Raw genomic sequence first — 25,418 nt, 5'->3', positions numbered from 1 at the left:
GCATCACGCGTTCGGCAGGTTACGGGCGAGCGCTTCCAGCACCGCCATGCGCACGGCGACGCCCATCTCCACCTGTTCGCGGATCAGGGACTGCGCGCCGTCGGCCACGATCGAGTCGATCTCGACGCCGCGGTTCATCGGGCCGGGATGCATCACGAGCGCGTCCGGCTTGGCGTAGGCGAGTTTCTTCTGGTCGAGCCCGAAATAGTGGAAATATTCCGACGACGACGGCACGAAGGAGCCGTTCATGCGCTCGCGCTGCAGCCGCAGCATCATGACGATATCAGCGCCGTTGAGCCCCTCGCGCATGTCGCGCGCGACCTCGACGCCCATCCGCTCGATGCCGGGCGGCAGCAGCGTGGTCGGGCCGACCACGCGGACGCGGGCGCCCATCGTGTTGAGCAGGATGATGTTGGAGCGGGCGACGCGCGAATGCAGCACGTCGCCGCAGATCGCGACCACCAGCCCTTCGATCCGGCCCTTGTTGCGGCGGATGGTGAGCGCGTCGAGCAGGGCCTGGGTCGGATGCTCGTGCGCGCCGTCGCCGGCATTGATCACGGAACCGTCAACCTTGCGTGCCAGCAGTTCCACCGCGCCGGAGGCGTGATGGCGCATCACCAGGATGTCCGGATGCATCGCGTTCAGCGTCATCGCGGTGTCGATCAGGGTCTCGCCCTTCTTCATCGAGGAGGAGGAGACCGACATGTTCATGACGTCCGCGCCGAGCCGCTTTCCCGCGAGCTCGAACGATGATTGGGTCCGGGTGGAGGCCTCGAAGAAGAGGTTCACCTGCGTCCGTCCCCGCAGGACGGTGCGCTTCTTGTCAACCTGGCGGTTGAGCTCGACATATTCTTCGGACAGGTCGAGCAGGCCGGTAATGTCGGCAGCGGACAGGCCCTCGATGCCCAGCAAATGCCGGTGGCCGAGGACGAAGGTGGATTTCGATGTCATTAAAAGCAGAGCTATAGGGGGGGATGACGGGGGGAGCAAGCTTCAAATCCGGCCTGCGGACTTATCCACGGTGCTTTACGGGCAACACGCCGCCGCCGGCCTGTGTTCGGAGCTGCCGCTTTGCGCTAGACTTGTGTTCTTCGTCGCGTCACGGGCCGGATCATGACGAGCATGCGGTATTTTAATCGACTGGCGCGCAATGTCGCTGCGCTGGCGGCCCTGTGCCTCGTCGGCATGGCGACACCGGCGCTGGCGGAGAAGCGCGTCGCACTCGTGATCGGCAACGACCTCTATCCGAACTTGCCGGCGGACCGTCAATTGAAGAAGGCGGCCAATGACGCGACCAGCGTCGCCGACGCGCTGCGGGCACTCCAATTCGACATCGTGCTGGGGACCAATCTCGGCCGCCAGGCCATGATCGACCGCCTCGCCGATTTCACGGCGCGGCTCGAGCCGGGCGACACGGCGGCCGTGTTCTATGCGGGGCACGGTGTGGCGATCGCGGGGGTGAACTACCTGGTGCCGAGCGATGTTCCGACCGTGAGCGAAGGCGCTGAAGCGCGGGTGCGCGGGGCCTCGATCGCCGAGCCCGACTTGATCGCGGAGCTCCAGGCAAAGTCGGTGCGGGTCGCCTTCGTTGTCATCGACGCCTGCCGCGACAATCCGTTTCCGCGCGCCGCCGGCCGTTCGATCGGCAATACGCGGGGGCTCGCGGATGCGCGGCCGGCGCGCGGCATCTTCACGCTCTATTCGGCCGGGATCGGCCAGACCGCGCTCGACCAGCTCGGCGGCAGCGATACCGCGAACAATTCGGTGTTCACGCGGATCTTCGTCGAGCAGCTGAAGCGGCCCGAGCTGCATCTCGGCGATCTCGCGGTCGAGGTGCGCGAGCGCGTGGCGGCGTTGGCGCTGACCGCGACGGACGTTGGCGGCCAACCGGCACCGCATGAGCAGACGCCGGCCTATTACGACCAGACGCTCGGCGGACGCATCTATCTTTGGGAGGCGTCACCCGCGATGCCGCGCGTGGCAGGCATGCTGGTGAAGCCGCCGGCAAAGCCTGCGGCCGCGGAGCGCGCGACGATGCGGCCGCCGCGTCCGTCCGCGGCGGGTGAAAGCTGCGCCCGCAGCGGCTTCGAGACCTATTGCGTCAGCTCGATGCTGAAGCCGCAATTCGGCAATTCATACGGCGCGACCAACCTGTTCGATGCCTCGACGGGGACGGCCTGGGTCGAGGGTGCAGCCGGCAACGGCATCGGCGAATGGATCACGGTCGAGTTCGAAACGCAGCGGCGCGTCAAGTCGATCCATGTGCAGAACGGCTACCAGAAGAACTCCGACATCTTTTCCAAGAACAACAGGGTTCGTCAGATCCGGGTGCTGTTCTCCGGCGGCGAGTCGCAGGTCTTCATTCTCGAGGACAGGCTGTCGGCGCAACTGCTGACATTGCGACCGCCGGTGACGGCCCATTGGATGCAGTTCATCATCGACGACGTCTGGGCCGGTAACAAATACACGGACACCGCGATCACGAAACTTCTGGTCAACTCGGATCCGGTGCAATGACCGCAAGGACAGGAATCGCGGCGCTCGCTATGCTGCTTGCGATATCGGTGCTCGCGCCGGCGCGGGCGCAGAGCTTGCCCGGCGATTTCGTCTATCTGCGCGACCTCGACCCCAGCATCATCCAGGACATCCGCTACGCCACCTCGAACAATTTCGTCGGCCGGCCGCTGGCCGGCTACAATGCCGGTGAATGCGTGGTGAAGCGCGAGGTCGGGCTGCGGCTGAAGGCGGTGCAGCAGGAGCTCGCCGCACAGAATCTCTCGCTCAAGATGTTCGATTGCTACCGGCCGGCGCGGGCCTCGATCGACATGGTCAAGTGGTCGCAGAACGGTCACGAGACCGCCGCCGAGCGGCGCTACAATCCGAAGATCCCCAAGACCGAGCTGTTCCGGCTCGGCTACATCGCGAGCCGTTCGCAACATTCCACCGGCGCGGCGCTCGATCTGACGCTGGTCGATCTGAAGGCTGACAATTCCGCCAAGTACGATCCGTCGAGAACCTATGCCGATTGCACCGCGCCGGTCGAAGCGCGCGCACCCGAAGGCAGTGTCGATATGGGGACCGGCTACGACTGCACCGACACGAAGGGCCATACCGCGGCACCGTCGATCACGGCCGAACAACGCAGCTGGCGCAAGCGGCTGGTGACGGCGATGGCCAGGCAAGGCTTTGTGAACTATTCGAAGGAGTGGTGGCACTTTTCCCTGCCTGGAGCCGGCGGGGCGGCCTATGATTTCCCGATCCAGCCGCAGACGAGGTAGAGTTCGATTGAAACGGAAGCACCTGCGAGCAGGGTTACCTCTCCCAAGGGGAGAGGTCGGCGCGAAGCGCCGGGTGAGGGGATCAGGTCCCTCGATTGAGCGTAGCCCCTCACCCGCGCCTCCGGCGCGACCTCTCCCAATGGGAGAGGTGGCACCGCCCGAGCCGAGATAGATTCTATGGAAGCAAAATGACCCAGCCGAGCTTTGCGACCCACGAGGTCTTCAACCAGTCACCGCCGTTCGAGGATATCGACCTGTTCGCCGTGGACCGGCCGCTGGTCGAGGCGGTCAAGGCCAATGGCGGCGCGGCGGCGGAACGCGAGCTGTCCGAGTTTGGCAGGCAATGGGGCTCGGCCGCGATGGCCGATCGCGGGCGCCTCGCGAACGAGAACACGCCGAAGCTGCGCAGCTTCGACGCCAAGGGCAATCGCCGCGACCAGGTCGAGTTTCACCCGGCCTATCACGAGCTGATGGCGCACAGCGCCCAGGCCGGCGTCCATAATTCGACATGGACTGCGAACGGCAAACCGGCGGGCGATGCCGCCGAAGTCATTCGTGCGGCGAAATTCTACATGGCAGCCCAGGTCGAGACCGGCCACCTCTGCCCGATCACGATGACGCGTGCCTCCGTCGGTGCGCTGGCGACGCAGCCGGACCTGCTCGGCAAGGTGATGCCGGTGCTGTCGACCAGGAGCTACGACCCGAGCTTCGCACCGTGGTGGGGCAAGCGCGGCATGACGCTCGGCATGGGCATGACCGAGAAGCAGGGCGGCACCGACGTGCGCTCCAATATGAGCCGCGCGGTGCGCGATGGCGAGGCCTATCGCATCACCGGCCACAAATGGTTCATGTCGGCACCGATGTGCGACGCCTTCCTGGTGCTGGCGCAGGCCGAGCAGGGCCTGACCTGCTTCTTCATGCCGCGCTTTGCACCGGATGGATCGGTCAACGCGATCCAGTTCCAGCGGCTGAAGGACAAGCTCGGCAACCGCTCCAATGCCTCCTCCGAGGTCGAATTCACAGGCGCCTATGCGCAAGCCGTCGGCGAGGCGGGCAAGGGCATCCGCACCATCATCCAGATGGTGCAGCTGACGCGGCAGGATTGCGCGATCGCCTCGGTCGGCCTGATGCGCTCGGGGCTGGCGCATGCGCTGCATCACGCCCGTCACCGCAGCGTGTTCCAGAAGCATCTGGCCGATCAGCCGCTGATGCAGGCGGTGCTGTCGGACATGGCGCTGCATGTCGAGGCGAGCACGGCCCTGGTGATGCGGCTCTGCCGCGCCTTCGATCGCACGCCGCATGATGCGGCGGAGGCTGCCTATATGCGGCTGCTGACGCCGGCGATCAAATACTGGACCTGCAAGAGCGCGCCGCCGTTCCTCTATGAGGCCATGGAATGCCTCGGCGGCAACGGCTATGTCGAGGACGGCATTTTGGCGCGGCATTATCGGGAATCGCCGGTCAACGCGATCTGGGAAGGCTCGGGCAACGTGATGTGCCTCGACGTGCTTCGCGCGCTCTCGCGCGAGCCGGAGGCCGCGATGGCGGTGCTGCAGTCGCTGGCGACCGAGAGCAAGGGTCTGCCGGGGGCAAGCGAGACGGTCGCTTTCATCGGCAAGACTTTCCGGCGTGCCGACGGCGAGCGCGTCGCGCGGCTTGCCGTCGAGAAGCTGGCGCTGCTGGCCGCGGCCGCGGCGTTGAACGGCGTCTCGCCGCGCAGTGCCGAATTGTTCGCGGTGACGCGTCTCGCGGCCAATCATGCCAGCATGTACGGCGCCGTGGAGCTGGACAGCGGCGAGGTCCGCACGCTGCTGGAGCGGGCGCTGCCGTGATCATTCATTCTGTCATTCCGGGTTCGATGCTGTGCATCGCCCGGGAATGACGGTGAAATTCCAACGAAAGCATCCTGATGGATTCCCTCAATCCCGACCATCCGCCGCCGACCATCACGCCGGCGCCGCCGTCCGTCTGGAAGTTCTGGGGCACGGCGCTGTGGGGCGTGTTCATTTTCGTCGCGATGTTCGTCGGACAGATAGGCGCCGTCGTCCTGGTGGCAGCGCAGCGCGGCCTGCCGATGGAGCTCGCCTCGATCCAGGTCGTCGGCCGCGAGCCGCAAACGCTTGCGCTCTCGGTCATCATGGGCCTGCCGGCGACACTTCTGGCGGTGTGGCTCGCCATCGCCATCAAGAAGGCGTCCTTCGTCGACTATCTCGCGCTGCACTGGCCGTCCTGGAAGCAGCTGCTGCTCGGCGCGGTCGGCCTCATCCTGCTGGTGCTGGTCTGGGAGACGATGTCGCGCGCGCTCGGCCGCGAGGCGACGCCGGGCTTCATGACCGATCTGCTGAAATCGGGCCGCGACAAGGGCGCGGCGCTGCTGCTGCTGTTCGCCTTCAGCGTGGCCGCGCCGATGTCGGAAGAGGTGTTGGCGCGCGGCTTTCTGTTTCGCGGCTGGTCGGCGAGCTTCCTGGGCGTGCCGGGCGCGATCCTGCTGTCGTCGCTGGTGTGGACCATCGTCCACCTGCAATACGACCTTTACTTCCTCGCCGAGGTCCTCGCCATCGGCCTCTGGTTCGGTTACATGCGCTATCGTGCCAATTCGCTCTGGCTGACGATCGTGCTGCACGCGCTGAACAACCTGACCGCTGTGGTGCTGACGATGTGGCTGGGCGCTTGATCAGGCCGCCAGCGCGATCGCAACCGGCATCGTGATCGCCGCACAGATGGTCTGCAGCGTGATGATCTGCGCCAGCAATGGGGCGTCACCGCCCATCTGGCGGGCGAGGACATAGGCGCTCGACGAGGTCGGCACCGCCGAGCAGATCGCGACGATCGCAAGGCTGTTGCCGGAAAGCCCGAACCAGACGCCGAGCCCCAAGGCCAACGCAGGCATCAGCACCAGCTTGAGCACGACGCCGATGGCAGCGCCGGCGCTGGGGCGCAACAGACCTTCCAGATGCAGCCCGGCGCCGGTAACGAGCAGGCCGATGGCGAGCGAGGAACTGCCGAGCGCATCCGCCACCTCGTGCCATAACCTCGGCAGCGGCAAGTGGCTGACATTGACGGAGAGGCCGATGATGCAGGCCCAGATCAGGGGATTGCGCACCAAGGTCATGACGATGGCGCGGGCGGATTGCCTTTCGGGCGATGCATAGCGAGCGAGCACCGAGACGCTGAACACGTTCACGAGGGGGATGATCGCCACCATCGCCACGGAGGCGAGCGCCAGCCCGACATCGCCGAACAAATTGGCGGCGATCGACAGCGCCACGAAGGTCTGCCAGCGCGTCGCGCCCTGGAAGATCGAGGTGAAGGCGGGGCCGTCGACGCCGAGCCGCGCCAGGGCGGGGCGCAGCGCGAGGCACAGCAGCGACATCGCCAGCGCCGCCAAGAGAAGCGCGCCGCCGACGCCGGCCACCGGTACCTTGGAAAGGTCGGCCTTCACCAGGGTCTGGATCAGCAGCATCGGGAACAGCACGAAATAGGTCAGCCGCTCCAGCCCGTGCCATTGCGTGTCGAGCCGCATCAGGCTGCGCTTCAGCACGACGCCGAGCACGATGAGGATGAAGACCGGCAGCAGCGCCGCGATGACGACCGGCATGGGTCAACCGGTGCGGAGATTGGCGAGACGGTCGAGCGCGCCTTGCAGGATGAAGATGGCAGCGTGCTCGTCGATCACCTCGGCGCGCTTGGCGCGGCTGACGTCCATGCCGATCAGCTCGCGCTCGACCGCCGCGGTCGAGAGGCGCTCGTCCCACAGGCCGATGGGAAGCGCGGTCAGACCGGCGAGATTGCGGGCGAAGGCGCGGGTGGATTGCGCGCGCGGGCCCTCGCTGCCGTCCATGTTGATGGGCAGGCCGAGCACGAATCCGGTCGCTTTACGCTCCGCCGCGATCGTGAGCAGCCGGGCCGCGTCCCGCTTGAATTGCGTGCGCTGGACCGTCTCGACGCCGGTCGCCAGTCTCCGGTCCGGGTCGGACACGGCAACGCCGATGGTCTTGGTGCCCAAGTCGAGCCCGACCAGCGCGCCGCGCGCGGGCCAGTGGGTTGCAGCATCGACGAGAGGCAGGATAATAGCCGGCATGCGAAGCGCATATCACGCGTCACGCCGCGGAGTGAACCCGAAACAATGGATGCGCTGACATTATTCGGCCTGTTCGCCGTCTCGGCGATGCTGGTCACTTACGCCCTGGAAGATCGCAGCCACTGGTTCGTGCTGCTGTTCGCCGCGTCCTGCGCGCTCGGCTCGGCCTATGGTTTTCTCCAGGGTGCCTGGCCGTTCGGCCTGGTCGAGGCGATCTGGGCCGTCGTGGCACTGCGGCGGTGGCAGCGCAGGGCGTAGATCGTCCGACGGCCCCACGACGCGCGAAATTGCGACGGGCGGCCACATCCATGATTTGTGGCAAATCTCACACTGATGACGCCCAGACCATGGCATGATGCCTGTGGTTGCGTGCCAATGAATGTGCAGGTTTAGAGTGGTGCGGGGTATATGCCCGCGATTTTCCAAAACGATCGGCCGCGGCCCGCAATCCGGCCCGCGCTGCGATCTTGGCGCAAATTTTCTGGCGCCCCGACCGCGTCCCATATTCGCCCAGTCATTTGAGAGGTCACGATGCTCATCAAGCCAAGCCTGATCGCGGGCTCAGAAAGGCGATTCAAGCAAGCCGAGTTCTCACCCGAAGCCTTGAACCGGAAATTGGGCGACGGTCCGATCGAGATGTCGGTCGAAAAGATGCGCGTGCGCCAGCGCCAGCTGCTCGCCGAGACCCAGGACATGGAGAAGGCCGAGATCGGCCTGGAGCGGATCATCCAGGGCAATGATCTCGACAGCATCAATTATCTCGCCAAGGGGACCGCCGCCTCGCGCTCGGTCTGCCGCATCCAGCTCAGGGATCTCAAGTCGAACCTGCTCGGCTATGGCTCGGGCTTTCTGATCGGGCCGGGCCTGCTGCTGACCAACAATCATGTCTTCGGCAAGCCGGCCGATGCGGCCAATTCGATCGGCGACTTCAACTACGAGCTCGACATTTCGGGACACGAGCGCGCGCCGGTGCGGTTCGGATTCGAGCCGGGCAGATTCTTCTACACCAACGACAGGCTGGATTTTTCGGTGGTGGCAGTGGCGCCGACCTCGCTGTCCGGCGGGCAGGAGCTCGAGGACTTCGGATGGCTGCCGCTCAGCGCCGCGCCCGGCAAGGCGGACCCCGGCGAGTACCTCACCATCATCCAGCATCCCAGCGGGCAGATGAAGCAGGTCTGCGTCCGCGAGAACAAGCTGCTCAAATATGTCGGCGACTTCCTCTGGTACAACACCGACACGACGGCGGGGTCGTCGGGCTCGCCGGCGTTCAACCGCTTCTGGCAGGTGGTCGCATTGCACCACAGCGGTGTTCCCCGGAAGAATGCGCAGGGTCATACCCTGACCAAGGACGGCAAGGTGTGGAAGCCGTCGATGGACGAATCCCTGATCGACTGGATCGCCAACGAAGGCATCCGCATCAGCGCGATCGTCGCCGATCTCAAGGTTGCCGTCGGCTCCCATCGCCTGATCAAGCCGGTGCTGGACGAGGAGGAGCCGCCGATCCGGCATGAGACTGCGAAGGTCCGGGCGCCGGCTGCCGCGCCTGCTTTCAGCGCCAATGTCTGGGTCGAGCAGTCCCTCGATGGGACCTCGCTGGTGGTCCCGATCCGCGTGCCGTTGCCGATGTTCAAGAAGGACATCCCGTTCGCGCCGTTCGCACCCGCGCCGGGACCTGCGGGAGGCAACGGAGGGGCGCCGAACGGCGGCATGGCAAATGGCGGCGCGCCTTTGATAGCCCGCCCGGCCGGCCTGCTGCCGCACATCAGCGCGAACAACGGCCTGCCGATAGAAGCCGTGCATATCGATCAGAGCACGCTGAAATCGCGTCCAGGATACAAGGCGAATTTCCTCGGCACCGGCAAATTCTCGGTGCCCTTGCCGAAGATTCCTGCCTCTCTCAAATCCAGGATCGCGATGCTCAAGGGAAGTTCCAAGCAATCCGAGCTGAAATATTTCAACTACAGCGTGGTCATGAACAAGGATCGTCGGCTGGCCTTCTTCAGTTGCGTCAATATCGACGGCGGCAAGCAGCAGGACGTCGGCAAGCGCGAGGGCGATTCCTGGCTGCGCGACCCGCGCATCGACGACGATGCCCAGATCGGCGACGAGTTCTACCGCAAGCAGGCCACGTTCGAGGCGGATCGCAGCAAGAATCCGTTCGACCGCGGTCATCTCGTACGCCGCCTGGATGCCACCTGGGGCGACACCGTCGCCGCGGCCAAGCAGCATGGTGACGATTCCTTCCACTTCACCAATTGCGCGCCGCAGTTCTTCTCGTTCAACCAGGGCAAGCAGCTCTGGGCGGGACTGGAGGACTATACCCGCGACGTCCTGCTCGAAGGCGAGGAGAAGGGCATCGTCATGAACGGCCCTGTGTTCGACGGGCCGGACGCCGACGGGTCCGATCTGCCCAATCCAGCGGGCCGGCCGCACAAGGATCCGAGCTTCGGCGGCGTCCAGATCCCGAAATATTTCTGGAAGATCCTGATCCGGCGCAACGAGGACGACGACGCGCTCAAGGCGGCGGCCTTCCTGATGAGCCAGCGAAAGCTGGTCATAGAGATCGACCGCATCCAGGAGATGGACCTGCGCGAGCGGATGTCGGAGGAGGACGTCAGCGTGTTTCAGGTCTCGATCGCGGACCTCGCGAAACTGACCAAGCTCGACTTCGGCAATCTCGCTGATGCGGATTCGCACGAGGCGACCGCGGTCGGCCCGCGGCGGATCGAATCTTATGAGGATATTCGGCTCTAGATGGGATGAAGCCCGATTGCTGCAACGAAGGGTGCGCTCCCTCTCCCGCTTGCGGGAGAGGGCTGGGGAGAGGGTGCCTCCACAATGGGACAGTCCCCAAGAGGAGAAAATCCTCACCCGACGCTTCGCGTCGACCTCTCCCGCCTGCGGGAGAGGTGAACGAGCCGCACCGATCGGTTCAACCTGAAGCCGTTCCGCTCTATGCGGCGTCACCGCGTCAGGCTGCGATGACGGCCTCGTCCTTCTTCAGGCAGTCGGCAAAACCGCTCAGTGCGCTGGTTTGATGTCCGGCGCGACGCTGAATGAACACTGTCTCGACGCGCGCGTGCGCCGGGCTCAGCGCGTGGATCGCGATGCTGCCATTCATCGCGCTGCGCTCGACGACCGCGCGCGGCAGCAACGTCACGCCCATGTCGGCGGCAACGCAGCCGATCATGCCGTCGAGCGTGCCGAGCTCGAAGCGCGCGGCCGACGGCCAGCCGAACTCGACGAACACTTGTTCGAGCCGCTGGCGGTAGGTGCAGCCGGTGCGGAACACCAGCGCGGTCGGACCGGATTCCGGCGTGCCGGCGCGCAGCTCGGCAAGCGAAGCCCAGCGCCGCGCGCTCACGAGCACCAGCTCTTCGCGGAACGCGCTCGTCACGATGAGGTCGGCATGCGCGATCGGGCCGGCGACGAAGGCACCGTCGAGCGCGCCGTCGAGCACGGCTGCGACGAGGTCGGCGGTCGGCGCGGTGCGCAAGGAAAGCCGCACGGCGGGAAAGCGGCGGTGGAAATCGGCGAGCAGGGGCGGCAGCCGCACCGCCGCGGTCGTTTCCATCGAGCCGATCGCAAGCGGTCCCTTGGGCTCGCCATCATCCCGCGCGGCCAATGCGGCCTCGCGCGAGAGCGCGGCCATCCGTTGCGCGTAAGGCAAGAGACGCTTGCCGGCGCCGGTCAGCGTCATGCCGCGGCTGTGGCGTTCGAACAGCGCCGTGCCGATCTCCGCCTCCAGCGCCTTCACGCGCTGAGTGACGTTGGACTGCACCGTGTTCAGCTCCTCGGCGGCGCGGGTGATGCCGCCGGTGCGGGCCACAGTGGCAAAGGTCTGGAGATCGCTGAGTTCCATGGCGCGTTTCTCTTTTGAGATGGCAGCATTCTATAGAATTCAATTTTGAAGAATGTTATTTGCGCCTAGTCTTCCTGTCCAGTGAGGGAGGACCCATGCCGTTCGCCACGCCGCTGACGGAGCTCCTCGGGATCAGACATCCGATCCTGTCGGCTCCCATGGATACGATCGCAGGCAGTCGGCTGACCCGCGCGGTCAGCGAGGCCGGCGGATTCGGCATCCTGGGTGGCGGATACGGCGACGCCACCCGGCTTCGGACGGAAGCCGCAGAGCTGAAGGGCTTTGCACCGTTCGGCATCGGCTTCATCACCTGGAGCCTGGCGAAACAGCCCGACCTGCTCGATGTCGCGCTCGACGCTGGCCCGCAGGCGATCATGCTGTCGTTCGGCGATCCCGCGCCGTTTGCGCCGCGCATCAGGGAGCGCGGTGCGCGACTGATCTGCCAGGTGCAGAGCGAGGACATGGCCAGGCAGGCGCTCGATGCCGGCGCGGAGATCCTGGTCGCGCAGGGCACCGAAGCCGGCGGCCATGGCGCATCGCGCACCACCATCGACATCGTGCCTGCGATCGTCGATCTGGCGGCCGGACGTGTGCCGGTCGTCGCAGCCGGCGGGATCGCCGACGGCCGGGGCCTCGCGGCGATGATGATGCTGGGCGCATCCGGCGTGCTGATCGGCACACGTTTCTATGCGAGCGTGGAGGCCAACGGCGCGCAGGAGGCCAAGGAACGCATTCGCATGGCGACCGGCAACGACACGGTGCGCGGCGTCGTTCCCGACTGGTCGCGGAAACTGTTCTGGCCGGCTCCGTTCACGGCACGAACACTGGTCAACGATCACATCAAGCGCTGGACCGGTTGCGAGGTGGAGCTGATGCAGCGCGCGGGCGAGGTCGCCGAGGACTATGCTGCGGCGAAAGCCGCGGGCAATTTCGAGGTCGCCGCGGTTTTCGCCGGCGAGGCGGCCGGGCTGATCCATGATATTCCACCCGCCGCCGAGATCGTCGCGCGGATCGCGATCGAGGCGGAGCAATTGCTGGAAGGAAAGCGCAATTCGGTGACGGCGGGCTTCCCTTCTCCCCTTGCGGGAGAAGGTGGCGCGCAGCGCCGGATGAGGGGTTCTATCCGCGGAGAATAAAAGACAAATCTGAGAGGTCTGTATCCGCGGATGCAAACCCCTCACCCGTCTCGCCGCTATCGCGGCGATCCACCCTCTCCCACAAGGGGAGAGGGGGCAAGAGCGAATACGAGGCAAGAACCATGTGGCCTGACCGTCGACTGATCGACCTCTTCAAGACCGAATTTCCGATCGTGCTGGCGCCGATGGCCGGCGTGATGGATGCGGAGCTGGTGATTGCGGCGGCGCAGGGCGGCGCGCTCGGCTCGCTGCCGAGTGCGATGATCACGCCGGAGAAGGCGCGCGAGCAGGTTGCTCTGATCCGCCAGCGCGTCAAGGCGCCGGTCAACATGAACTTCTTCTGCCACACGCCGGTCGGGCTCACGGCGGAGGCCGAAACGCGCTGGAAGCAGCGGCTCGCGGGCTATTACGCCGAGCATGGTCTCGATCCCGCAGCGCCGATCGCGGCGGCGAACCGCGCACCGTTCGATGCCGCCTTCTGCGAGGTCGTCGAGGAGCTGAAGCCGGAAGTCGTCAGCTTCCATTTCGGTCTGCCTGAGCAGGCGCTGCTCGAGCGGGTGAAGGCTGCCGGCTGCCGCGTCATCTCGTCGGCGACGACGGTGAAGGAGGCGGTCTGGCTCGAACAGCGCGGCGTCGATGCCGTGATCGCGCAAGGCGCGGAGGCGGGCGGCCATCGCGGCATGTTCCTGACCGACAAGATCGCCGAGCAGCCCGGCACCTTCGCATTGGTGCCGCAGGTCGTCGATGCCGTGAAGGTGCCGGTGATCGCGGCCGGCGGCATTGCCGACGGGCGCGGCATCGCCGCTGCCTTTGCGCTTGGCGTCTCCGGGGTGCAGATCGGCAGCGCCTATCTGCGCTGTCCGGAATCGAAGGTCAGCGCGGGCGGCCGCAAGGCGCTCGCCGAGGCGGACGATGAGTCCACCGTCATCACCAATGTGATGACCGGCCGGCCGGCGCGTGGCGTGCAGAACCGGCTGATGCGTGAGGCCGGCCCGGTGTCGCCGGATGCGCCGCCTTTTCCCCATGCCGCGACCGCGCTCGGACCGCTGAAGGCGGCTGCCGAAAAGCAGGGCCGGGTGGATTTCACCAATCTCTGGGCCGGACAGGCCGTGGCCCTCGGCCGCGAGGTCCCCGCGGCCGAATTGACCCGGGATCTCGCCAAATCGGCGCTGGCCCGCATGAAAGCCCTCGCCAGATAGGGGGAAGCGCCGGTTGCGGCGCAAAAGCGGCCTCTGCTATACGGCACTCAGGTTTTACCGTGCTGGGTTTTGCCGTGAGAGGCCTTATATAATGTCCGTCGACGCCGCTACCGTCCGCCGCATCGCGCATCTGGCGCGCATTGCTGTTTCCGAGGACGAGGTTCCGCATCTTCAGGGCGAGCTCAACGCCATGCTCGCCTTCGTCGAGCAGCTCTCGGAGGTCAATGTCGAGGGCGTGGAGCCGATGACCTCGGTCACCCCGATGCAGATGAAGAAGCGGCAGGACGTGGTCGATGACGGCGGCATCGCCGACGATATTGTCGCCAACGCGCCCGCGACCGAGGGGCACTTCTTCCTCGTGCCGAAGGTCGTGGAGTGAGTCTCCTATTCAGGACGTGGTCCGATGTGTCTGCTTTGCGACGATGAGAAGGCCTATCAGGCCTACATGAATTATCTCGACAAGATGGAGCGGCAGGGCAAGGTCGCCGATCCCAATGTCGCCGTCAATGCCGTGCTCGACGAGATCAAGGCCGCCGCGAATGCCGCCGCCAAGAAAAACGTCATGCAAGACGACCCGGCCAACGACAAGACCCTGTCTCCGTTCTTCTGCAGCCCGATCAATAAATGACCGATTTGACATCGCTGACGCTCGCCGAGGCCCGCAAGGGTCTCGCCGACAAGACTTTCACGTCGCTCGAGCTGACCGACGCGCATCTGAGTGCGATCGAGAAAGCGCGCGTGCTCAACGCCTTCGTGATGGAGACGCCGGACCAGGCGCGCAGCATGGCGAATGCCGCGGACGAGAAGATCGCCAAGGGCGATGTCGGCCCGCTCGCCGGCATTCCGCTCGGCATCAAGGACCTGTTCGCAACCAAGGGCGTGCGGACCACGGCGTGCTCGAAGATCCTCGGCAATTTCGTGCCGACCTACGAATCGACCGTCACGTCGCAGCTTTGGCGCGACGGCGCCGTGATGCTCGGCAAGCTCAACAACGACGAGTTCGCGATGGGCTCGGCCAACGAGACCTCGTGCTTCGGCCCGGTCGGCAATCCCTGGCGGCGCGAGGGCAGCAACACGACGCTGGTGCCGGGCGGCTCGTCCGGCGGCTCAGCCTCGGCCGTGGCCGCGTTGCTGTGCATGGGCGCGACCGCGACCGACACCGGCGGCTCGATCCGCCAGCCGGCGGCCTTCACCGCGACCGTCGGCATCAAGCCGACCTATGGCCGCTGCTCGCGCTGGGGCATCGTCGCCTTTGCCTCCTCGCTCGACCAGGCCGGCCCGATCGCGCGCAGCGTGCGCGATGCCGCGATGCTGCTGCGCTCGATGGCCGGACACGACCCGAAGGACACCACCTCGGTCGATATCGCGGTGCCGGATTACGAGGCTGCGATCGGTAAGTCCGTGAAGGGCATGAGGATCGGCATCCCCAAGGAATATCGTCTCGACGGCATGCCGGCCGAGATCGAGAAACTCTGGGAAGAGGGTGCGGCCTGGCTGAAGGCGGCGGGCGCCGAGCTGGTCGAGGTGTCGCTGCCGCACACCAAGTATGCGCTACCGGCCTATTACATCGTGGCGCCGGCGGAAGCGTCCTCCAACCTCGCGCGCTATGACGGCGTCCGCTACGGCCTGCGCGAGCAGGGCAAGACCATCAACGAGCTCTACGAGAATACCCGCGCGGAAGGGTTTGGCGCGGAAGTGCGGCGCCGCGTCATGATCGGCACCTACGTGCTCTCGGCGGGCTATTACGACGCCTATTATCTGCGCGCGCAGAAGGTGCGCACGCTGATCAAGAAGGATTTCGAGGATTGCTTCGCGAGGGGCGTCGACGCGATCCTCACCCCCGCAACGCCGTCGGCCGCCTTCGGCATCGGCGAGAAGGGCGGCGCCGATCCGGTCGAGATGTATCTCAACGACATCTTCACGGTGACGGTGAACATGGCGGGCCTGCCCGGCATCGCCGTGCCCGCCGGCAAGGACGCGCAAGGCCTGCCGCTCGGCCTGCAGCTGATCGGCCGTCCGTTCGACGAGGAGACGCTGTTCTCGCTCGGCGAGGTGATCGAGCAGGCCGCCGGCCGCTTCACACCGACGAGGTGGTGGTGAATGTCGCCGATTTCATCGCGAGCCTCGGCGGCGCGGCGCCCGCGCCGGACCTGAACGCGCCGCTCAGAGGCCTCTGGTGGGCCGCCAAGGGCGACTGGGACCGCGCACACCAGATCGTTCAGGACGACAGCGGCCGCGACGCCGCCTGGGTGCACGCTTATCTGCACCGCGTCGAAGGCGATCTCGGCAATGCCGGCTACTGGTACCGCCAGGCTGGCCAGCCGGCGGCGAAGGATTCATTGGAAGCGGAGTGGGAGCGGATGGTCTCCGCACTGCTCGGGGATGGAAAAGCATGAACGCGTCAGTCAGACAGGGAAAACTGATCAAGGGCCAGACCGGCGACTGGGAAGTCGTGATCGGCATGGAGGTCCATGCCCAGGTCACCTCGCAGTCGAAACTGTTCTCCGGGGCCTCGACCGAGTTCGGCGGCGAGCCCAACAGCCATGTCTCGCTGGTCGATGCGGCGATGCCGGGCATGTTGCCCGTCATCAACGAGGAGTGCGTCAGGCAGGCTGTCCGAACCGGGCTCGGCCTCAACGCCGCGATCAATCTGCGCTCGGTGTTCGACCGCAAGAACTATTTCTATCCGGACTCTCCGCAGGGCTACCAGATCAGCCAGTACAAGTCGCCGATCGTCGGCGAGGGCGAGGTCGTCGTTGAACTCGACGGCGGCAAGGTGGCCAACATCGGTATCGAGCGGCTGCACCTGGAGCAGGATGCCGGCAAATTGCTGCACGACCAGTCGCCGACGATGTCCTATGTCGATCTCAACCGCTGCGGCGTGGCGTTGATGGAGATCGTCTCCAAGCCTGACATCCGCGATGCCGAGCAGGCCAAGGCCTACGTGACCAAGCTGCGCTCGATCCTGCGCTATCTCGGCACCTGCGACGGCGACATGGAGAAGGGATCCTTGCGCGCCGACGTCAACGTCTCGGTGCGAAAGCCCGGCGGGCCGCTCGGCACCCGCTGCGAGATCAAGAACATGAACTCGATCACCTTCATCGGCCAGGCGATCGAGTACGAGGCGCGGCGCCAGATCGAGATCCTGGAGGAGGGCGGCCAGATCGATCAGGAGACGCGGCTCTACGATCCCAACAAGGGCGAGACCCGCTCGATGCGCTCCAAGGAAGAGGCGCATGACTACCGCTACTTCCCCGATCCCGACCTGCTGCCGCTGGAGTTCTCGCAGGGCTACGTCGATGAGCTGAAGGCTGAGCTGCCCGAGCTGCCGGACCAGAAGAAGATGCGCTTCGTCGCCGACTTCGGCCTGTCGGCCTATGATGCGAGCGTGCTCGTTGCCGAGCGCGAGAGCGCGGTGTTCTACGAGACCGTGCTGGACAAGCTCGGCAACCGTGCGCGCGACGGCAAGATGGCGGCGAACTGGGTGATCAACGAGCTGTTCGGCCGTCTCAACAAGGAAAGCCGGGATATTACGGGCTCTCCGGTGAGCGCCGAGCAGCTGGCTGCGATCGTCGATCTGATCGGCGAGGGCACGATCTCCGGCAAGATTGCCAAGGATCTGTTCGAGATCGTCTGGCAGGAAGGCGGCGATCCCCGCGCACTGGTCGAAAGCCGCGGCATGAAGCAGGTCACGGACCTCTCGGCGATCGAGAAGGTTGTCGACGACATCATCGCCGCCAATCCGGACAAGGCCGCGCAGGTCAAGGACAAGCCGCAGTCGCTCGGCTGGTTCGTCGGCCAGGTGATGAAGGCGTCCGGCGGCAAGGCCAACCCGCAGAGCGTCAACGACCTGCTCAAGTCCAAGCTCGGCGTCTGACACCCGCGCGTTCGAACGAGGTGACGGACAAGTCTCGTCACCTCGCTTTCGTTCCTCGATGCGACGTTCGCACGCATCCTCGGCGGCTCACTTCATCCCGATCGGCGGCGATGTGACGACCGAATCGCCGTGACGCGATTCGCGCAAAACGGCGTCTCGCGCACGCTTCGACGAGCGCTCGCGCCGTTAAGCACGAAAATATTTTCGTTGCCAAAATTCGCGACTCAGAGTCCGCGAAGCGCCTTCGCGAGGTGATCGCGGGATTGCCGACGTCCGTCATCGCGACGATCGCGTGCGATGCGCGCGTGCAGGAAAATACTTGCTGCGTAGTGTTTTTCTGCAATCGCATGTGCTGCGACCATCGATGTTGCGAGCACTCCCTGCGGTCGATCGCACGCGTCGGGCAGTGCGCTTGCATCGCGCTCGCCAAGCGCACGCGCGTTGTGTCGTCAACACTTCTTTAAGCGAGACGCTGTTTTTTTCTTTGTGTTGGTGTATTCGGGATGAAGTGCATTCGATCCCCGAGTGCACGCAGCGATTAAAGCCATCTCACACATCGGAGGGCAACATGGCCAAGAAAGCGAAGAAGGCGAAGAAGGCGAAGAGCGCAGTGAAGAAGACTGCGAAGAAGACCCGCAAGGTCGCCAAGAAGAAGAAGTAACTTCGACTTCTGAAGTTGCCGGCTCCTAGCCGGCACGTCATCAGCGCCTCCTCGAGGTTCTGATCGACGATAGAGGGTGTCGGCGAGACATCAGGTCAACGGTCGGATCGTTCGCTTTGACGGTCCGGCAGAAGAAACGAGTTTTCTTCGTTCGGTGCGGTTCTCCGGAATGGGGCTCCGCAATTTCACAGGCGGCCTTCGGGTCAACGTGAAATCTGGTCCTGACGTGTTCGCCGACGCCCTCGTTCTCCTGAGGCCGGGGTATTGCCGGCATTCCCATTTCCCGACATTGCTGACCTGATCCGCGACGTGGCCGCGCCGGCTTCGCCCGAACTGTGGCTTGTGGCACCCCGGGCCGCGGCTTGATTCCCGCTATTCGCATGCCGCTTCTCCGTTCGCGGTGTCATCGCCCGCCAGTGCGCAATTGCGCACGAGGACCAGGCGATCCAGTACTCCGAGGCGGTAGCGATTGAATCGATGAGCTGCGGATACTGGATTCCCCGCCTGCGCGGGGAATGACAGCACGGTGCGCGGCCACAGTGATCTACGCTTCACATTCTAACCACAGGACGCGCGCCAGCGCGCGCGATGGTTATCGATCCCCCAAAATCCTGCGGTAAACAAAGTCTGACGAATCGCAGAAGTGCCTGCAAATCAGGAGCTTTTTGAATCCGCACGCGGGGCGCCGCGCGGGCGCGTTTACGTCTGCTTCATCGCGATACTTAAACTGCCATTCAAATTTGCCCGCCATCATCGCCTCCAACAAGCCGGCAAACGGCAATGGGCAACGAGCCTTTTGGCAACAAGCCTTTTGGCAGCAAGCCCTGGGGATGAGTTGAACGATGCGCGATCCCGGGAAGGGTCATGCACATCAGAGTTGGACGGGAGCCGCGCTCGGGGGAACGAGGCGGCATAAGAACAAAGGGGATGCGTTATGTTTCAGGGTACCTTCGATATCGAGACGGCAACGCCGATCGACGCGAGCGCGCTGTCGGACGTGCTGTTCGAGCGCGGCATCTATTGGGCGAGCGGCCGCTCCGGCCTTGTCGATCTCGTCGCCGCACACAAATGGTTCAATCTCGCCGCGTTGAAGGGCCGCAAGGACGCCGTGGCGCTGCGCCAGGAGATTGCCGGGCAGATGTCGGACGCCGAGATCGCCGCCGCACAGCGCGATGCGCGGGCGTGGGTTTCCGCCCATTGAATTGAGGATCGCATCCACACCCGTGTTCGCACGGGTGGGCCTGGTTGCGCTGAATTAAGTTTCTCCGTCGTGCCGCCACATAAGACCCGAGCGGCATGAGCGAGCCCGACACGAATGGACAATGGCTGCCGATTCAAATCGCGCCCGACGCGTGCGATCTGGAACTCGGACGTCCGCACAAGACGGGGATTCTGCCCTGGGCGTTCCCCTGCCGGCGCCGGTCGGGCGTCTGGTTCAACGTCTGGGCCGATGAAGCCGTGCTGATTTCGCCCTCGCATTGGCGGATCTGGCGGTTCCACCGCTAGATGCGGGCGCACACATATAAAGCCAGTGCGAATCGGGATGAATGCAGCGGCGCCGATCCTTGCCCAGGCTTTCGCGCCGGTCTCACGGTCGCTTTCAGGTGAAAGAACGCACAGACCTTGATTGATTCTGCCGCTGGGTGGCGGAGAGGGAGGGATTCGAACCCTCGATACAGCTTGAGACCGTATGACGCTTTAGCAAAGCGTTGCCTTCAGCCACTCGGCCACCTCTCCGGTGCGAGCCTTATGCATCTAATTGCTTGGGCCGGTCAATTTGGAAGCGTGTGTTTTCGCTCGAATATTCCCAGCGATCTTGGAAACCGGCGGTTTGCCGTCGGGCGCCATCTCAAGAAGGCTCTCTATATAGACGCGTGGCTGGATGGCCGAGCGGTGGTCGGGGTGGGGCAGGCCCGTCGACGTGTTGCGTTTCCGGCCTTTGAGTCTCGGTCCGATTCTACGATTCGCGCTTCCAGCTGAGCTGCATCGCGCATTGTCCGGTCTCCGCCGCCCCAGGTGAGGAGTTTTGGTGGCAAATGGAACCGCTTCGAAAATGTCAATAAAAACAACATGTTGCAAAGGCGCTGCGATCACATCTGCGTGTTATTTGTGCAACACCCGACGGAAAACCAGCTCCAGGGGCCGGTTTGGAAGCGTTCTGTTGTTGTGTGTGCAAGGACGTTCGGTAATTGTGACTGAGCGACGGAGGGGGGCATCCCGAGGTCGTCCCGTTTAGGTCATTCGCTTAAGTCCCTCGCGTTCATGCGGGTGTGTCCGAAGGCGCGAAGGGGACCAAGGCGGTGATTTAGAGGGGGTTGGGGAATTGGCCGTCCGGTCAGTAACCTTCCCTGAAGAGCAACTTGGAGGTTTAACATGAAGTTGGTTAAGAGCCTTTTGCTCGGCTCAGCGGCGGGTCTGATCGCCGTGGGCGGAGCTCAAGCAGCCGATCTGCCGGTCAAGGCCAAGGCGGTCGAATACGTGCGGATCTGCTCGCTGTACGGAGCCGGTTTCTACTACATCCCGGGCACCGACACCTGCATCAAGCTGGGTGGCTACGTGCGCGCTGACGCGCTCGCGAACACCAACAGCGACTACGGCATCGGCCAAGGCTCGCCTGCGGGCGGCAAGAACCGTCTGAGCGGTTACTACACGACCCGCGCTCGTATGGACTTCACCGTCGATACGCGTACGGCGACCGAATACGGTGTGGTTCGCACCTACGCCGACATGGTCTTCTCGTACGACACCCCGTCCGTCACCGGCTCCGGCGGCGGCACCACCGCTCCGACCGGCGCGGCCTCGCTCGGCCTCTACCACGCGTTCATCCAGTTCGCTGGTTTCACCTTCGGCCGCACCGTCTCGATCTTCGACGCTCCGTGGCAGAGCTATCCGGCTGGTGGTCCCGACTTCCTTCCGGGCGGCACCAACTGGGTCACCGGTATCAACCAGATCGCCTATACGGCTGACTTCGGCCAGGGCATCACCGGTTCGGTCGCGTTGCAGGATCAGTCGACGGGTGCCAACGGCCAGTCGAACCTCTGGAACGCCTCGGCTTTCTCTGCTGCCGGTTCGGTTAGCAGCGCTGGCGTCGTGACTGTGACCCCGGCGTCGACCGTTGCCGCTGCGGCCATGATCCAGGGCCAGTACGGTGTGTCGGATTGGGGTGGCACGCGCGTGCCCGATATCGTCGGTCAGGTTCGTGTCGATCAGGCCTGGGGTCTGTTCCAGCTGTCGGCCGTCGCGCATAACATTCACTCGGGCTACTATGGCTCGACTGAAGTGACCAACCATCCCGACGACAAGTGGGGCTGGGCTGTTGCGGGCGCCTTGTCGATCAAGAACATCCCGACCGGTGCGGGTGACACGATCAACTTGCAGGCGGTCTACACCGACGGTGCTTCGCACTACAACTTCCAGAGCCTGTTCCCGCAGACCATGTTCATGTACGGCGGCAGCGGCATTGCGTACCAGAGCCTTGCTTTCGCTGGTATCGCTGACGGCGTCTACGGCACCATCGGTGGCGTCGGCACCGGGATCGACACCGTCAAGACCTGGGGCTTCCGCGGTGGTTACACCCACAACTGGGCTCCGGGTTGGGCTTCGGGCCTCTACGGCGCCTATGCTTCGCTTCGCTACGGCGACACGGGCAAGGCTCTGATCTGCGCGAACTTCGTTGCGGGTCTGGCTCCGTCGGCCGGCGCTGCCGGATGTAACCCCGACTTCAACCTCGCGGTTATCGGCGGCAACTTGGTCTGGACTCCCGTCAAGGGCCTCTCGTTCACGACGGACGTGAGCTACGTCTGGCTCGACCAGAAGTACTCGGGCACGATCTCGGGCGCTGGCACCGCGAACTCCGCGGTTGCGAAGCCGGCCACCACGTATGAGCTGAAGGACCAGGGCAACCTCCAGGTTCTGTTCCGCGCTCAGCGTAACTTCTAAGATCAATCTTCCGATTGATCGGAAAACCCCGGCAGGAAACTGCCGGGGTTTTTATTTGCGAGTAGTGCACCGATTACCTAGATGGTGGGTTGCTTGAGAGCGCGGCGCTGCTCGAGAGCCGGCAGAAGGAGCTTCCGACCATGAACAATTCGACAATCCGGAGACGGATGCTCAGCGTGCTCGCCGCCATAACAATGGTTGCCGTAGTCACGCCGATATTTGCGCCGGCCGCTGCCGCACCCGTCGACTCCAACTACCCGGTGTGCCTCCAGCAATGGGAGTGGGGCGGAAGCAGCAGGATTTCCTGCAGCTACCGGACGTGGGAGGAGTGCAAGGCTTCTGCGCTGGGCTTGCCCGCGATGTGCCTGACCAATCCCTATTGGTCCCCGCCGACGTCAGCCCGCCCATCTCACCGCCGATCCGCCCCCGACAGAATGTGGTAGGGATCGAATCCTGAGGTCGGAGGCGGGGGTCTGAGCGTGACCTGCGCACTCTCACGAGAGCGCGGTCAGGCGACTATCTTGCACCTCTTCCCTCGCGGAAGGCATAGGTCGGGTTCAGCCCGCAGGCATCGATCGTGCCAGACGCAGTCGCCAAGCACTGCGCGTAAGTAGAGAACTGGCAGTTGCCGGGATAGCCCCAACGCAGCCCCTGCAGGCAATAGCGATCCTGAATGGCCTCGGCCTGCCGGGGATGCTGGCGGTTCTTGCCGTAGGCGGCCGAGCCGCCGCCCGGAAGAGCTGATAACAACACGGCCGCGATCGCGAATGCACCGACTATGCGCAACATGATATGTCTCCAGGTTTGTCGAGCCTATCAACCGATGGGTGGCAATGCCGGTTCCAATTATATCGCAATGGGGTCGGGACCGTCATGGAATCATGCCGAACGCCTGCCGCACCGACCTGGATGCGTGCTATTCCACGCTTGCGGCGCCGCGACGCAGATCGGCCTCGATCTGCAGGCGCGTGCCGCCGCCGAAGCGGGCGCGGTAGACCTGAAGGTTCTCCATGATCCGCTGCACGTAATTGCGCGTTTCCGAGAACGGAATCAGCTCCACCCAGTCGACCGCGTCCACCTTCGGGTTGCGCGGATCGCCGTAGCGTTCGACCCACTTCTTCACGCTGCCGCGACCGGCATTGTAGGCCGCAAAGGTCATGATGTAGGAACCGCGGTAATCCTCGAGCAATCCGCCGAGCTCAGCCGAGCCGAGCGTGGCGTTGTAGACCGAATCGTTCTTCAGCCGCCCCAGATCGTAGGTCGCGCCGTGCCGCTTGCAGACGTAGCGCGCAGCGTCCGGCGTCACCTGCATCAGCCCGTAGGCCTGCGCCGGTGAAACCACGCGTGGGTTGAATGCGCTTTCCTGCCGCGCGATGGCGTAGATGATACTGCGCTCGACCTCGGGGCCGATCGGCGTGAACTGCGGAATGCCGTTGACGGGGTAGGCGTAGAAGTCGAACGGCAGGCCGCGGTTGAGCGCAGCCTTGCCGAGCAGCAGCATGCCGCGCGCGTCGCTGTAGCGCTGAGCGAGCTCGCCGAGGCCGGCGAGCGCTTCGGGATCGCCGTTCTCGCCCATGTCGGCCAGCAGCGGAATCGCCATCTCGCGCTCGTCGAGCTCGTACAGCAGCTGTGCAGCGCGGACGATCTCCAGCCGGTCGGCGCCGCGGCCACGCGGCGGATTGTTGAGCTCGATCTGCGGCAGGCCGAGCTTGGCCCGCGCGAGCTGGCCGTAATAGCTGGTCGATTGCTCGGCGGCGCGCGCATAGGCGTTGCGCGCCTCCTGTTGACGACCCATCGCTTCCGCGGCGCGGCCCTGCCAATAGCCGGCACGCGCCAACGCGGTCGGATTGACGCTGCCGACGCCGATGCGGGCGAAATGCTGCGCGGCAGTGCCGGGATCGTTGAGGAAGCGCAGCGCGATCCACCCGGCGGTGAACTCCTGCTCGGTCTTGTAGATGTCGCGCGAGGGCAGGGCGGCATCGCGTGCGATCAGATAGGCGCTGCGGAATTCCTCGGTGTCGATCATCTTGCGCGCCAAAAGGCGCCGCTCGATCCACCATTCGTCGAGATTGTGGAGGCGGCCCGGATCCTTAGGCGCCGACAGCATCAGCTGGGTAGCCTCGGCAAACTTCTCCTCGCGGCGCAGCAGCTGGATCTTGCTGAAGAGGAAGCCGGGATCGTTGTGCAGCTCACGCGGCACCGCGTCGAGCAGCGCGCGCGCGTTCGGCGCTTTCTTGACCGCGGCGATGCGGGCCTTGGCGAGTGCGACATAGCCGGCGCCGAGGCGCTTTGCGGCGCGCAGCGCGGCCTCGTTCTCGCTGCCGTAGAGCAGCGTGTCCATCCGCGCCTTCTGGTCGCCCGGCGTCAGCAGGGCGCCGAACTGGTCGAGCGCGTTGTTCTCGGTGTCCTCCGACATCGGATCGCTGCGCCAGGCCTCGCGCACCAGCCGCTCGGCGTTGGCGCGGTCGCCGCGCGCCAGCATCGCCTTGGCGAGCATGAAGCGGCCCTTGGCGGAGATCGGAGACTCGTGCTCGAACCACGACCACGCCACGGAATCGTCGCGCCTGTCGTCCCACATCGCAGCTTCGAGGCGCCGGCGCAGGAAGGTCTGCGACGGCCAGCTCGGATTGGCGGAGAGGAAGGCGCGGTAGCGTTCCACGCTCGCGCCGTTGTCCTCGCTGCGCAGGATGATCCATTCCGCGAGCTTGCGCGCGACCGGATCCGAGATGCCGGCCGCCGCATTGGTGGCGTCGGCCGCCTTGCGCTTGCGCACCAGCTCGATCACGCTCTCCAGCGTCTCCTTGTCGCCCTGCGACGTCGACGACGTCGCTGCGACCGCGGCCGGGACGACCGGCTTGCGCGGGGTAGCATGCTGGCGGGTCGCCGGAGCCAGCACGGGCGCTGCGGCGGGGCGCGGGAGGTCTGACGGCGGCCGTCGCGGGGGCTGCTTTCGGAGGGGAACCGCCGGCAGCCGGATGTGCTTTCGGCGCGGGCGCCGCTGGGGCACGCGTTGCGGCAGCCTTCGGCTTGTCCTTGGCCGCGTCTTTCCCGGCGCTCTTGCCAGCCTCCTTGGCCGGTTTCTTCGCGGCGTCCTTGGCCGGCGCGGCAGCCGCGCCCTTGCTCGCGCCCTTGGCTGTATCCTTGGCCGTGTCCTTGCCGGATCCTTTGGTGTCCTTGGACGAGCCTTTGGCTGCATCCTTGGATGCGTCCTTGGCGGCCGGCTTTGCGGTTTCCGCAGGCGTCTCATTGGACTTGGCCAGGGCGGCACATCCTACCGACAGCCCTGCCATCAGGCACAGGACCAGTCCGGTGGACCGCCAGGCGGCACGAGGGAATGAGGTCACGGGTATCGTCGCCCCGAATCAGTCAAGTGGCTCAAGATCTA

The 25,418-nt window shown here is 65.0% G+C and carries 22 protein-coding genes, 1 tRNA gene and 1 pseudogene; 17 read left to right on the top strand and 7 right to left on the bottom strand.

What is annotated here, in order from left to right:
• Window positions 1–3: 3 nt before the first annotated feature.
• Window positions 4–951, bottom strand: coding sequence for an aspartate carbamoyltransferase catalytic subunit (locus tag DCM80_RS30835; RefSeq protein ID WP_028135931.1), 948 nt, complete (start codon window positions 949–951; stop codon window positions 4–6).
• Between the two features lie 171 nt (window positions 952–1,122).
• Here DCM80_RS30835 and DCM80_RS30830 point away from each other — a divergent pair, with 171 nt between their 5' ends.
• The 4 genes from DCM80_RS30830 (at window position 1,123) to DCM80_RS30815 (ending at window position 5,952) form a co-directional block, all read left to right on the top strand.
• Window positions 1,123–2,517, top strand: a complete 1,395-nt coding sequence (locus DCM80_RS30830) for a caspase family protein (protein ID WP_257195103.1) — start codon at window positions 1,123–1,125, stop codon at window positions 2,515–2,517.
• Window positions 2,514–3,278, top strand: coding sequence for a M15 family metallopeptidase (locus DCM80_RS30825; protein WP_257195102.1), 765 nt, complete (start codon window positions 2,514–2,516; stop codon window positions 3,276–3,278). Before DCM80_RS30830 ends, DCM80_RS30825 begins: the two co-directional genes overlap by 4 nt.
• Before the next feature lie 188 nt (window positions 3,279–3,466).
• Window positions 3,467–5,110 (top strand): acyl-CoA dehydrogenase family protein, encoded by a 1,644-nt coding sequence (locus tag DCM80_RS30820; RefSeq protein WP_257195101.1) that lies wholly within the window; start codon window positions 3,467–3,469, stop codon window positions 5,108–5,110.
• A 77-nt stretch (window positions 5,111–5,187) separates the two neighbouring features.
• A complete protein-coding gene (locus DCM80_RS30815) occupies window positions 5,188–5,952 on the top strand; it encodes a CPBP family intramembrane glutamic endopeptidase (RefSeq protein WP_257195100.1) in 765 nt (254 codons plus the stop codon).
• Here DCM80_RS30815 and DCM80_RS30810 read toward each other — a convergent pair whose 3' ends face one another.
• Together DCM80_RS30810 and ruvX are read right to left on the bottom strand one after the other, a co-directional pair.
• Window positions 5,953–6,876, bottom strand: coding sequence for an AEC family transporter (locus tag DCM80_RS30810; protein ID WP_257195099.1), 924 nt, complete (start codon window positions 6,874–6,876; stop codon window positions 5,953–5,955).
• Between the two features lie 3 nt (window positions 6,877–6,879).
• Window positions 6,880–7,359 carry a Holliday junction resolvase RuvX gene (gene ruvX / locus DCM80_RS30805; RefSeq protein WP_257195098.1) on the bottom strand — a complete coding sequence of 160 codons (480 nt, stop codon included), beginning with the start codon at window positions 7,357–7,359 and terminating at the stop codon, window positions 6,880–6,882.
• A gap of 45 nt (window positions 7,360–7,404) precedes the next feature.
• Between ruvX and DCM80_RS30800 the strand changes: the two genes are divergently transcribed.
• Both DCM80_RS30800 and DCM80_RS30795 read left to right on the top strand, forming a co-directional pair.
• A complete protein-coding gene (locus DCM80_RS30800; RefSeq protein WP_257195097.1) occupies window positions 7,405–7,617 on the top strand; it encodes a hypothetical protein in 213 nt (70 codons plus the stop codon).
• A gap of 345 nt (window positions 7,618–7,962) precedes the next feature.
• A complete protein-coding gene (locus tag DCM80_RS30795; RefSeq protein ID WP_257195096.1) occupies window positions 7,963–10,113 on the top strand; it encodes a DNA/RNA non-specific endonuclease in 2,151 nt (716 codons plus the stop codon).
• 217 nt (window positions 10,114–10,330) lie between these two features.
• On the opposite strand, the gene DCM80_RS30790 is transcribed toward DCM80_RS30795, so the two are convergent.
• Window positions 10,331–11,221, bottom strand: a complete 891-nt coding sequence (locus DCM80_RS30790; RefSeq protein ID WP_257195095.1) for a LysR family transcriptional regulator — start codon at window positions 11,219–11,221, stop codon at window positions 10,331–10,333.
• A 95-nt stretch (window positions 11,222–11,316) separates the two neighbouring features.
• Here DCM80_RS30790 and DCM80_RS30785 point away from each other — a divergent pair, with 95 nt between their 5' ends.
• The 9 genes from DCM80_RS30785 (at window position 11,317) to DCM80_RS30745 (ending at window position 19,600) form a co-directional block, all read left to right on the top strand.
• Window positions 11,317–12,357, top strand: coding sequence for a nitronate monooxygenase family protein (locus DCM80_RS30785; RefSeq protein WP_257195094.1), 1,041 nt, complete (start codon window positions 11,317–11,319; stop codon window positions 12,355–12,357).
• A gap of 122 nt (window positions 12,358–12,479) precedes the next feature.
• Complete coding sequence (locus DCM80_RS30780; protein WP_257195093.1) at window positions 12,480–13,556, top strand: nitronate monooxygenase family protein; 1,077 nt, start codon at window positions 12,480–12,482, stop codon at window positions 13,554–13,556.
• 91 nt (window positions 13,557–13,647) lie between these two features.
• Complete coding sequence (gene gatC, locus DCM80_RS30775; protein ID WP_025036738.1) at window positions 13,648–13,935, top strand: Asp-tRNA(Asn)/Glu-tRNA(Gln) amidotransferase subunit GatC; 288 nt, start codon at window positions 13,648–13,650, stop codon at window positions 13,933–13,935.
• Window positions 13,936–13,959: 24 nt separating this feature from the next.
• Window positions 13,960–14,184 (top strand): hypothetical protein, encoded by a 225-nt coding sequence (locus DCM80_RS30770; protein WP_257195092.1) that lies wholly within the window; start codon window positions 13,960–13,962, stop codon window positions 14,182–14,184.
• A complete protein-coding gene (gatA, locus tag DCM80_RS30765) occupies window positions 14,181–15,656 on the top strand; it encodes an Asp-tRNA(Asn)/Glu-tRNA(Gln) amidotransferase subunit GatA (protein ID WP_257195091.1) in 1,476 nt (491 codons plus the stop codon). The genes DCM80_RS30770 and gatA overlap by 4 nt, the downstream gene beginning before the upstream one ends.
• Entirely contained in the window at window positions 15,647–15,952 is a 306-nt protein-coding gene (locus DCM80_RS30760) for a hypothetical protein (RefSeq protein WP_257195090.1), read from the top strand. The genes gatA and DCM80_RS30760 overlap by 10 nt, the downstream gene beginning before the upstream one ends.
• The gene (gene gatB / locus DCM80_RS30755) at window positions 15,949–17,433 is read left to right on the top strand and encodes an Asp-tRNA(Asn)/Glu-tRNA(Gln) amidotransferase subunit GatB (protein ID WP_257195089.1); all 1,485 of its coding nucleotides are present in this window, start codon (window positions 15,949–15,951) and stop codon (window positions 17,431–17,433) included. Before DCM80_RS30760 ends, gatB begins: the two co-directional genes overlap by 4 nt.
• Before the next feature lie 1,595 nt (window positions 17,434–19,028).
• Window positions 19,029–19,295 (top strand): hypothetical protein, encoded by a 267-nt coding sequence (locus DCM80_RS30750; RefSeq protein WP_257195088.1) that lies wholly within the window; start codon window positions 19,029–19,031, stop codon window positions 19,293–19,295.
• A gap of 95 nt (window positions 19,296–19,390) precedes the next feature.
• Window positions 19,391–19,600 carry a hypothetical protein gene (locus tag DCM80_RS30745; RefSeq protein WP_257195087.1) on the top strand — a complete coding sequence of 70 codons (210 nt, stop codon included), beginning with the start codon at window positions 19,391–19,393 and terminating at the stop codon, window positions 19,598–19,600.
• A gap of 138 nt (window positions 19,601–19,738) precedes the next feature.
• Here the strand turns inward: DCM80_RS30745 and DCM80_RS30740 are convergent.
• Window positions 19,739–19,831: transfer RNA gene (locus DCM80_RS30740), tRNA-Ser, on the bottom strand.
• A 636-nt stretch (window positions 19,832–20,467) separates the two neighbouring features.
• Here DCM80_RS30740 and DCM80_RS30735 point away from each other — a divergent pair.
• Together DCM80_RS30735 and DCM80_RS30730 are read left to right on the top strand one after the other, a co-directional pair.
• Entirely contained in the window at window positions 20,468–22,033 is a 1,566-nt protein-coding gene (locus DCM80_RS30735) for a porin (protein ID WP_257195086.1), read from the top strand.
• Window positions 22,034–22,173: 140 nt separating this feature from the next.
• Window positions 22,174–22,476, top strand: a complete 303-nt coding sequence (locus DCM80_RS30730; RefSeq protein ID WP_306594626.1) for a DUF3551 domain-containing protein — start codon at window positions 22,174–22,176, stop codon at window positions 22,474–22,476.
• Between the two features lie 73 nt (window positions 22,477–22,549).
• Here the strand turns inward: DCM80_RS30730 and DCM80_RS30725 are convergent, their stop codons facing one another.
• Window positions 22,550–22,822, bottom strand: a complete 273-nt coding sequence (locus DCM80_RS30725) for a DUF3551 domain-containing protein (RefSeq protein WP_257195085.1) — start codon at window positions 22,820–22,822, stop codon at window positions 22,550–22,552.
• A gap of 127 nt (window positions 22,823–22,949) precedes the next feature.
• Window positions 22,950–25,323 (bottom strand): annotated as a pseudogene (locus DCM80_RS30720) (lytic transglycosylase domain-containing protein).
• Between the last annotated feature and the right edge of the window lie 95 nt (window positions 25,324–25,418).

Origin of the sequence: Bradyrhizobium sp. WBOS08 (assembly GCF_024585125.1) — a bacterium.
GTDB lineage: Bacteria > Pseudomonadota > Alphaproteobacteria > Rhizobiales > Xanthobacteraceae > Bradyrhizobium > Bradyrhizobium japonicum_B.
The sequence above is the reverse complement of the archived record's forward strand: the minus strand, read 5'-3'. Positions and strand labels throughout refer to the sequence as shown.

What these genes read in the sequence shown, in the direction of transcription:
- DCM80_RS30835 (WP_028135931.1), bottom strand. Translation starts at nt 951, where the DNA reads ATGACATCGAAATCCACCTTCGTCCTCGGCCACCGGCATTTGCTGGGC.
- DCM80_RS30830 (WP_257195103.1), top strand. Translation starts at nt 1,123, where the DNA reads ATGCGGTATTTTAATCGACTGGCGCGCAATGTCGCTGCGCTGGCGGCC.
- DCM80_RS30825 (WP_257195102.1), top strand. Translation starts at nt 2,514, where the DNA reads ATGACCGCAAGGACAGGAATCGCGGCGCTCGCTATGCTGCTTGCGATA.
- DCM80_RS30820 (WP_257195101.1), top strand. Translation starts at nt 3,467, where the DNA reads ATGACCCAGCCGAGCTTTGCGACCCACGAGGTCTTCAACCAGTCACCG.
- DCM80_RS30815 (WP_257195100.1), top strand. Translation starts at nt 5,188, where the DNA reads ATGGATTCCCTCAATCCCGACCATCCGCCGCCGACCATCACGCCGGCG.
- DCM80_RS30810 (WP_257195099.1), bottom strand. Translation starts at nt 6,876, where the DNA reads ATGCCGGTCGTCATCGCGGCGCTGCTGCCGGTCTTCATCCTCATCGTG.
- ruvX (WP_257195098.1), bottom strand. Translation starts at nt 7,359, where the DNA reads ATGCCGGCTATTATCCTGCCTCTCGTCGATGCTGCAACCCACTGGCCC.
- DCM80_RS30800 (WP_257195097.1), top strand. Translation starts at nt 7,405, where the DNA reads ATGGATGCGCTGACATTATTCGGCCTGTTCGCCGTCTCGGCGATGCTG.
- DCM80_RS30790 (WP_257195095.1), bottom strand. Translation starts at nt 11,221, where the DNA reads ATGGAACTCAGCGATCTCCAGACCTTTGCCACTGTGGCCCGCACCGGC.
- DCM80_RS30785 (WP_257195094.1), top strand. Translation starts at nt 11,317, where the DNA reads ATGCCGTTCGCCACGCCGCTGACGGAGCTCCTCGGGATCAGACATCCG.
- DCM80_RS30780 (WP_257195093.1), top strand. Translation starts at nt 12,480, where the DNA reads ATGTGGCCTGACCGTCGACTGATCGACCTCTTCAAGACCGAATTTCCG.
- gatC (WP_025036738.1), top strand. Translation starts at nt 13,648, where the DNA reads ATGTCCGTCGACGCCGCTACCGTCCGCCGCATCGCGCATCTGGCGCGC.
- DCM80_RS30770 (WP_257195092.1), top strand. Translation starts at nt 13,960, where the DNA reads ATGTGTCTGCTTTGCGACGATGAGAAGGCCTATCAGGCCTACATGAAT.
- gatA (WP_257195091.1), top strand. Translation starts at nt 14,181, where the DNA reads ATGACCGATTTGACATCGCTGACGCTCGCCGAGGCCCGCAAGGGTCTC.
- gatB (WP_257195089.1), top strand. Translation starts at nt 15,949, where the DNA reads ATGAACGCGTCAGTCAGACAGGGAAAACTGATCAAGGGCCAGACCGGC.
- DCM80_RS30750 (WP_257195088.1), top strand. Translation starts at nt 19,029, where the DNA reads ATGTTTCAGGGTACCTTCGATATCGAGACGGCAACGCCGATCGACGCG.
- DCM80_RS30745 (WP_257195087.1), top strand. Translation starts at nt 19,391, where the DNA reads ATGAGCGAGCCCGACACGAATGGACAATGGCTGCCGATTCAAATCGCG.
- DCM80_RS30735 (WP_257195086.1), top strand. Translation starts at nt 20,468, where the DNA reads ATGAAGTTGGTTAAGAGCCTTTTGCTCGGCTCAGCGGCGGGTCTGATC.
- DCM80_RS30730 (WP_306594626.1), top strand. Translation starts at nt 22,174, where the DNA reads ATGAACAATTCGACAATCCGGAGACGGATGCTCAGCGTGCTCGCCGCC.
- DCM80_RS30725 (WP_257195085.1), bottom strand. Translation starts at nt 22,822, where the DNA reads ATGTTGCGCATAGTCGGTGCATTCGCGATCGCGGCCGTGTTGTTATCA.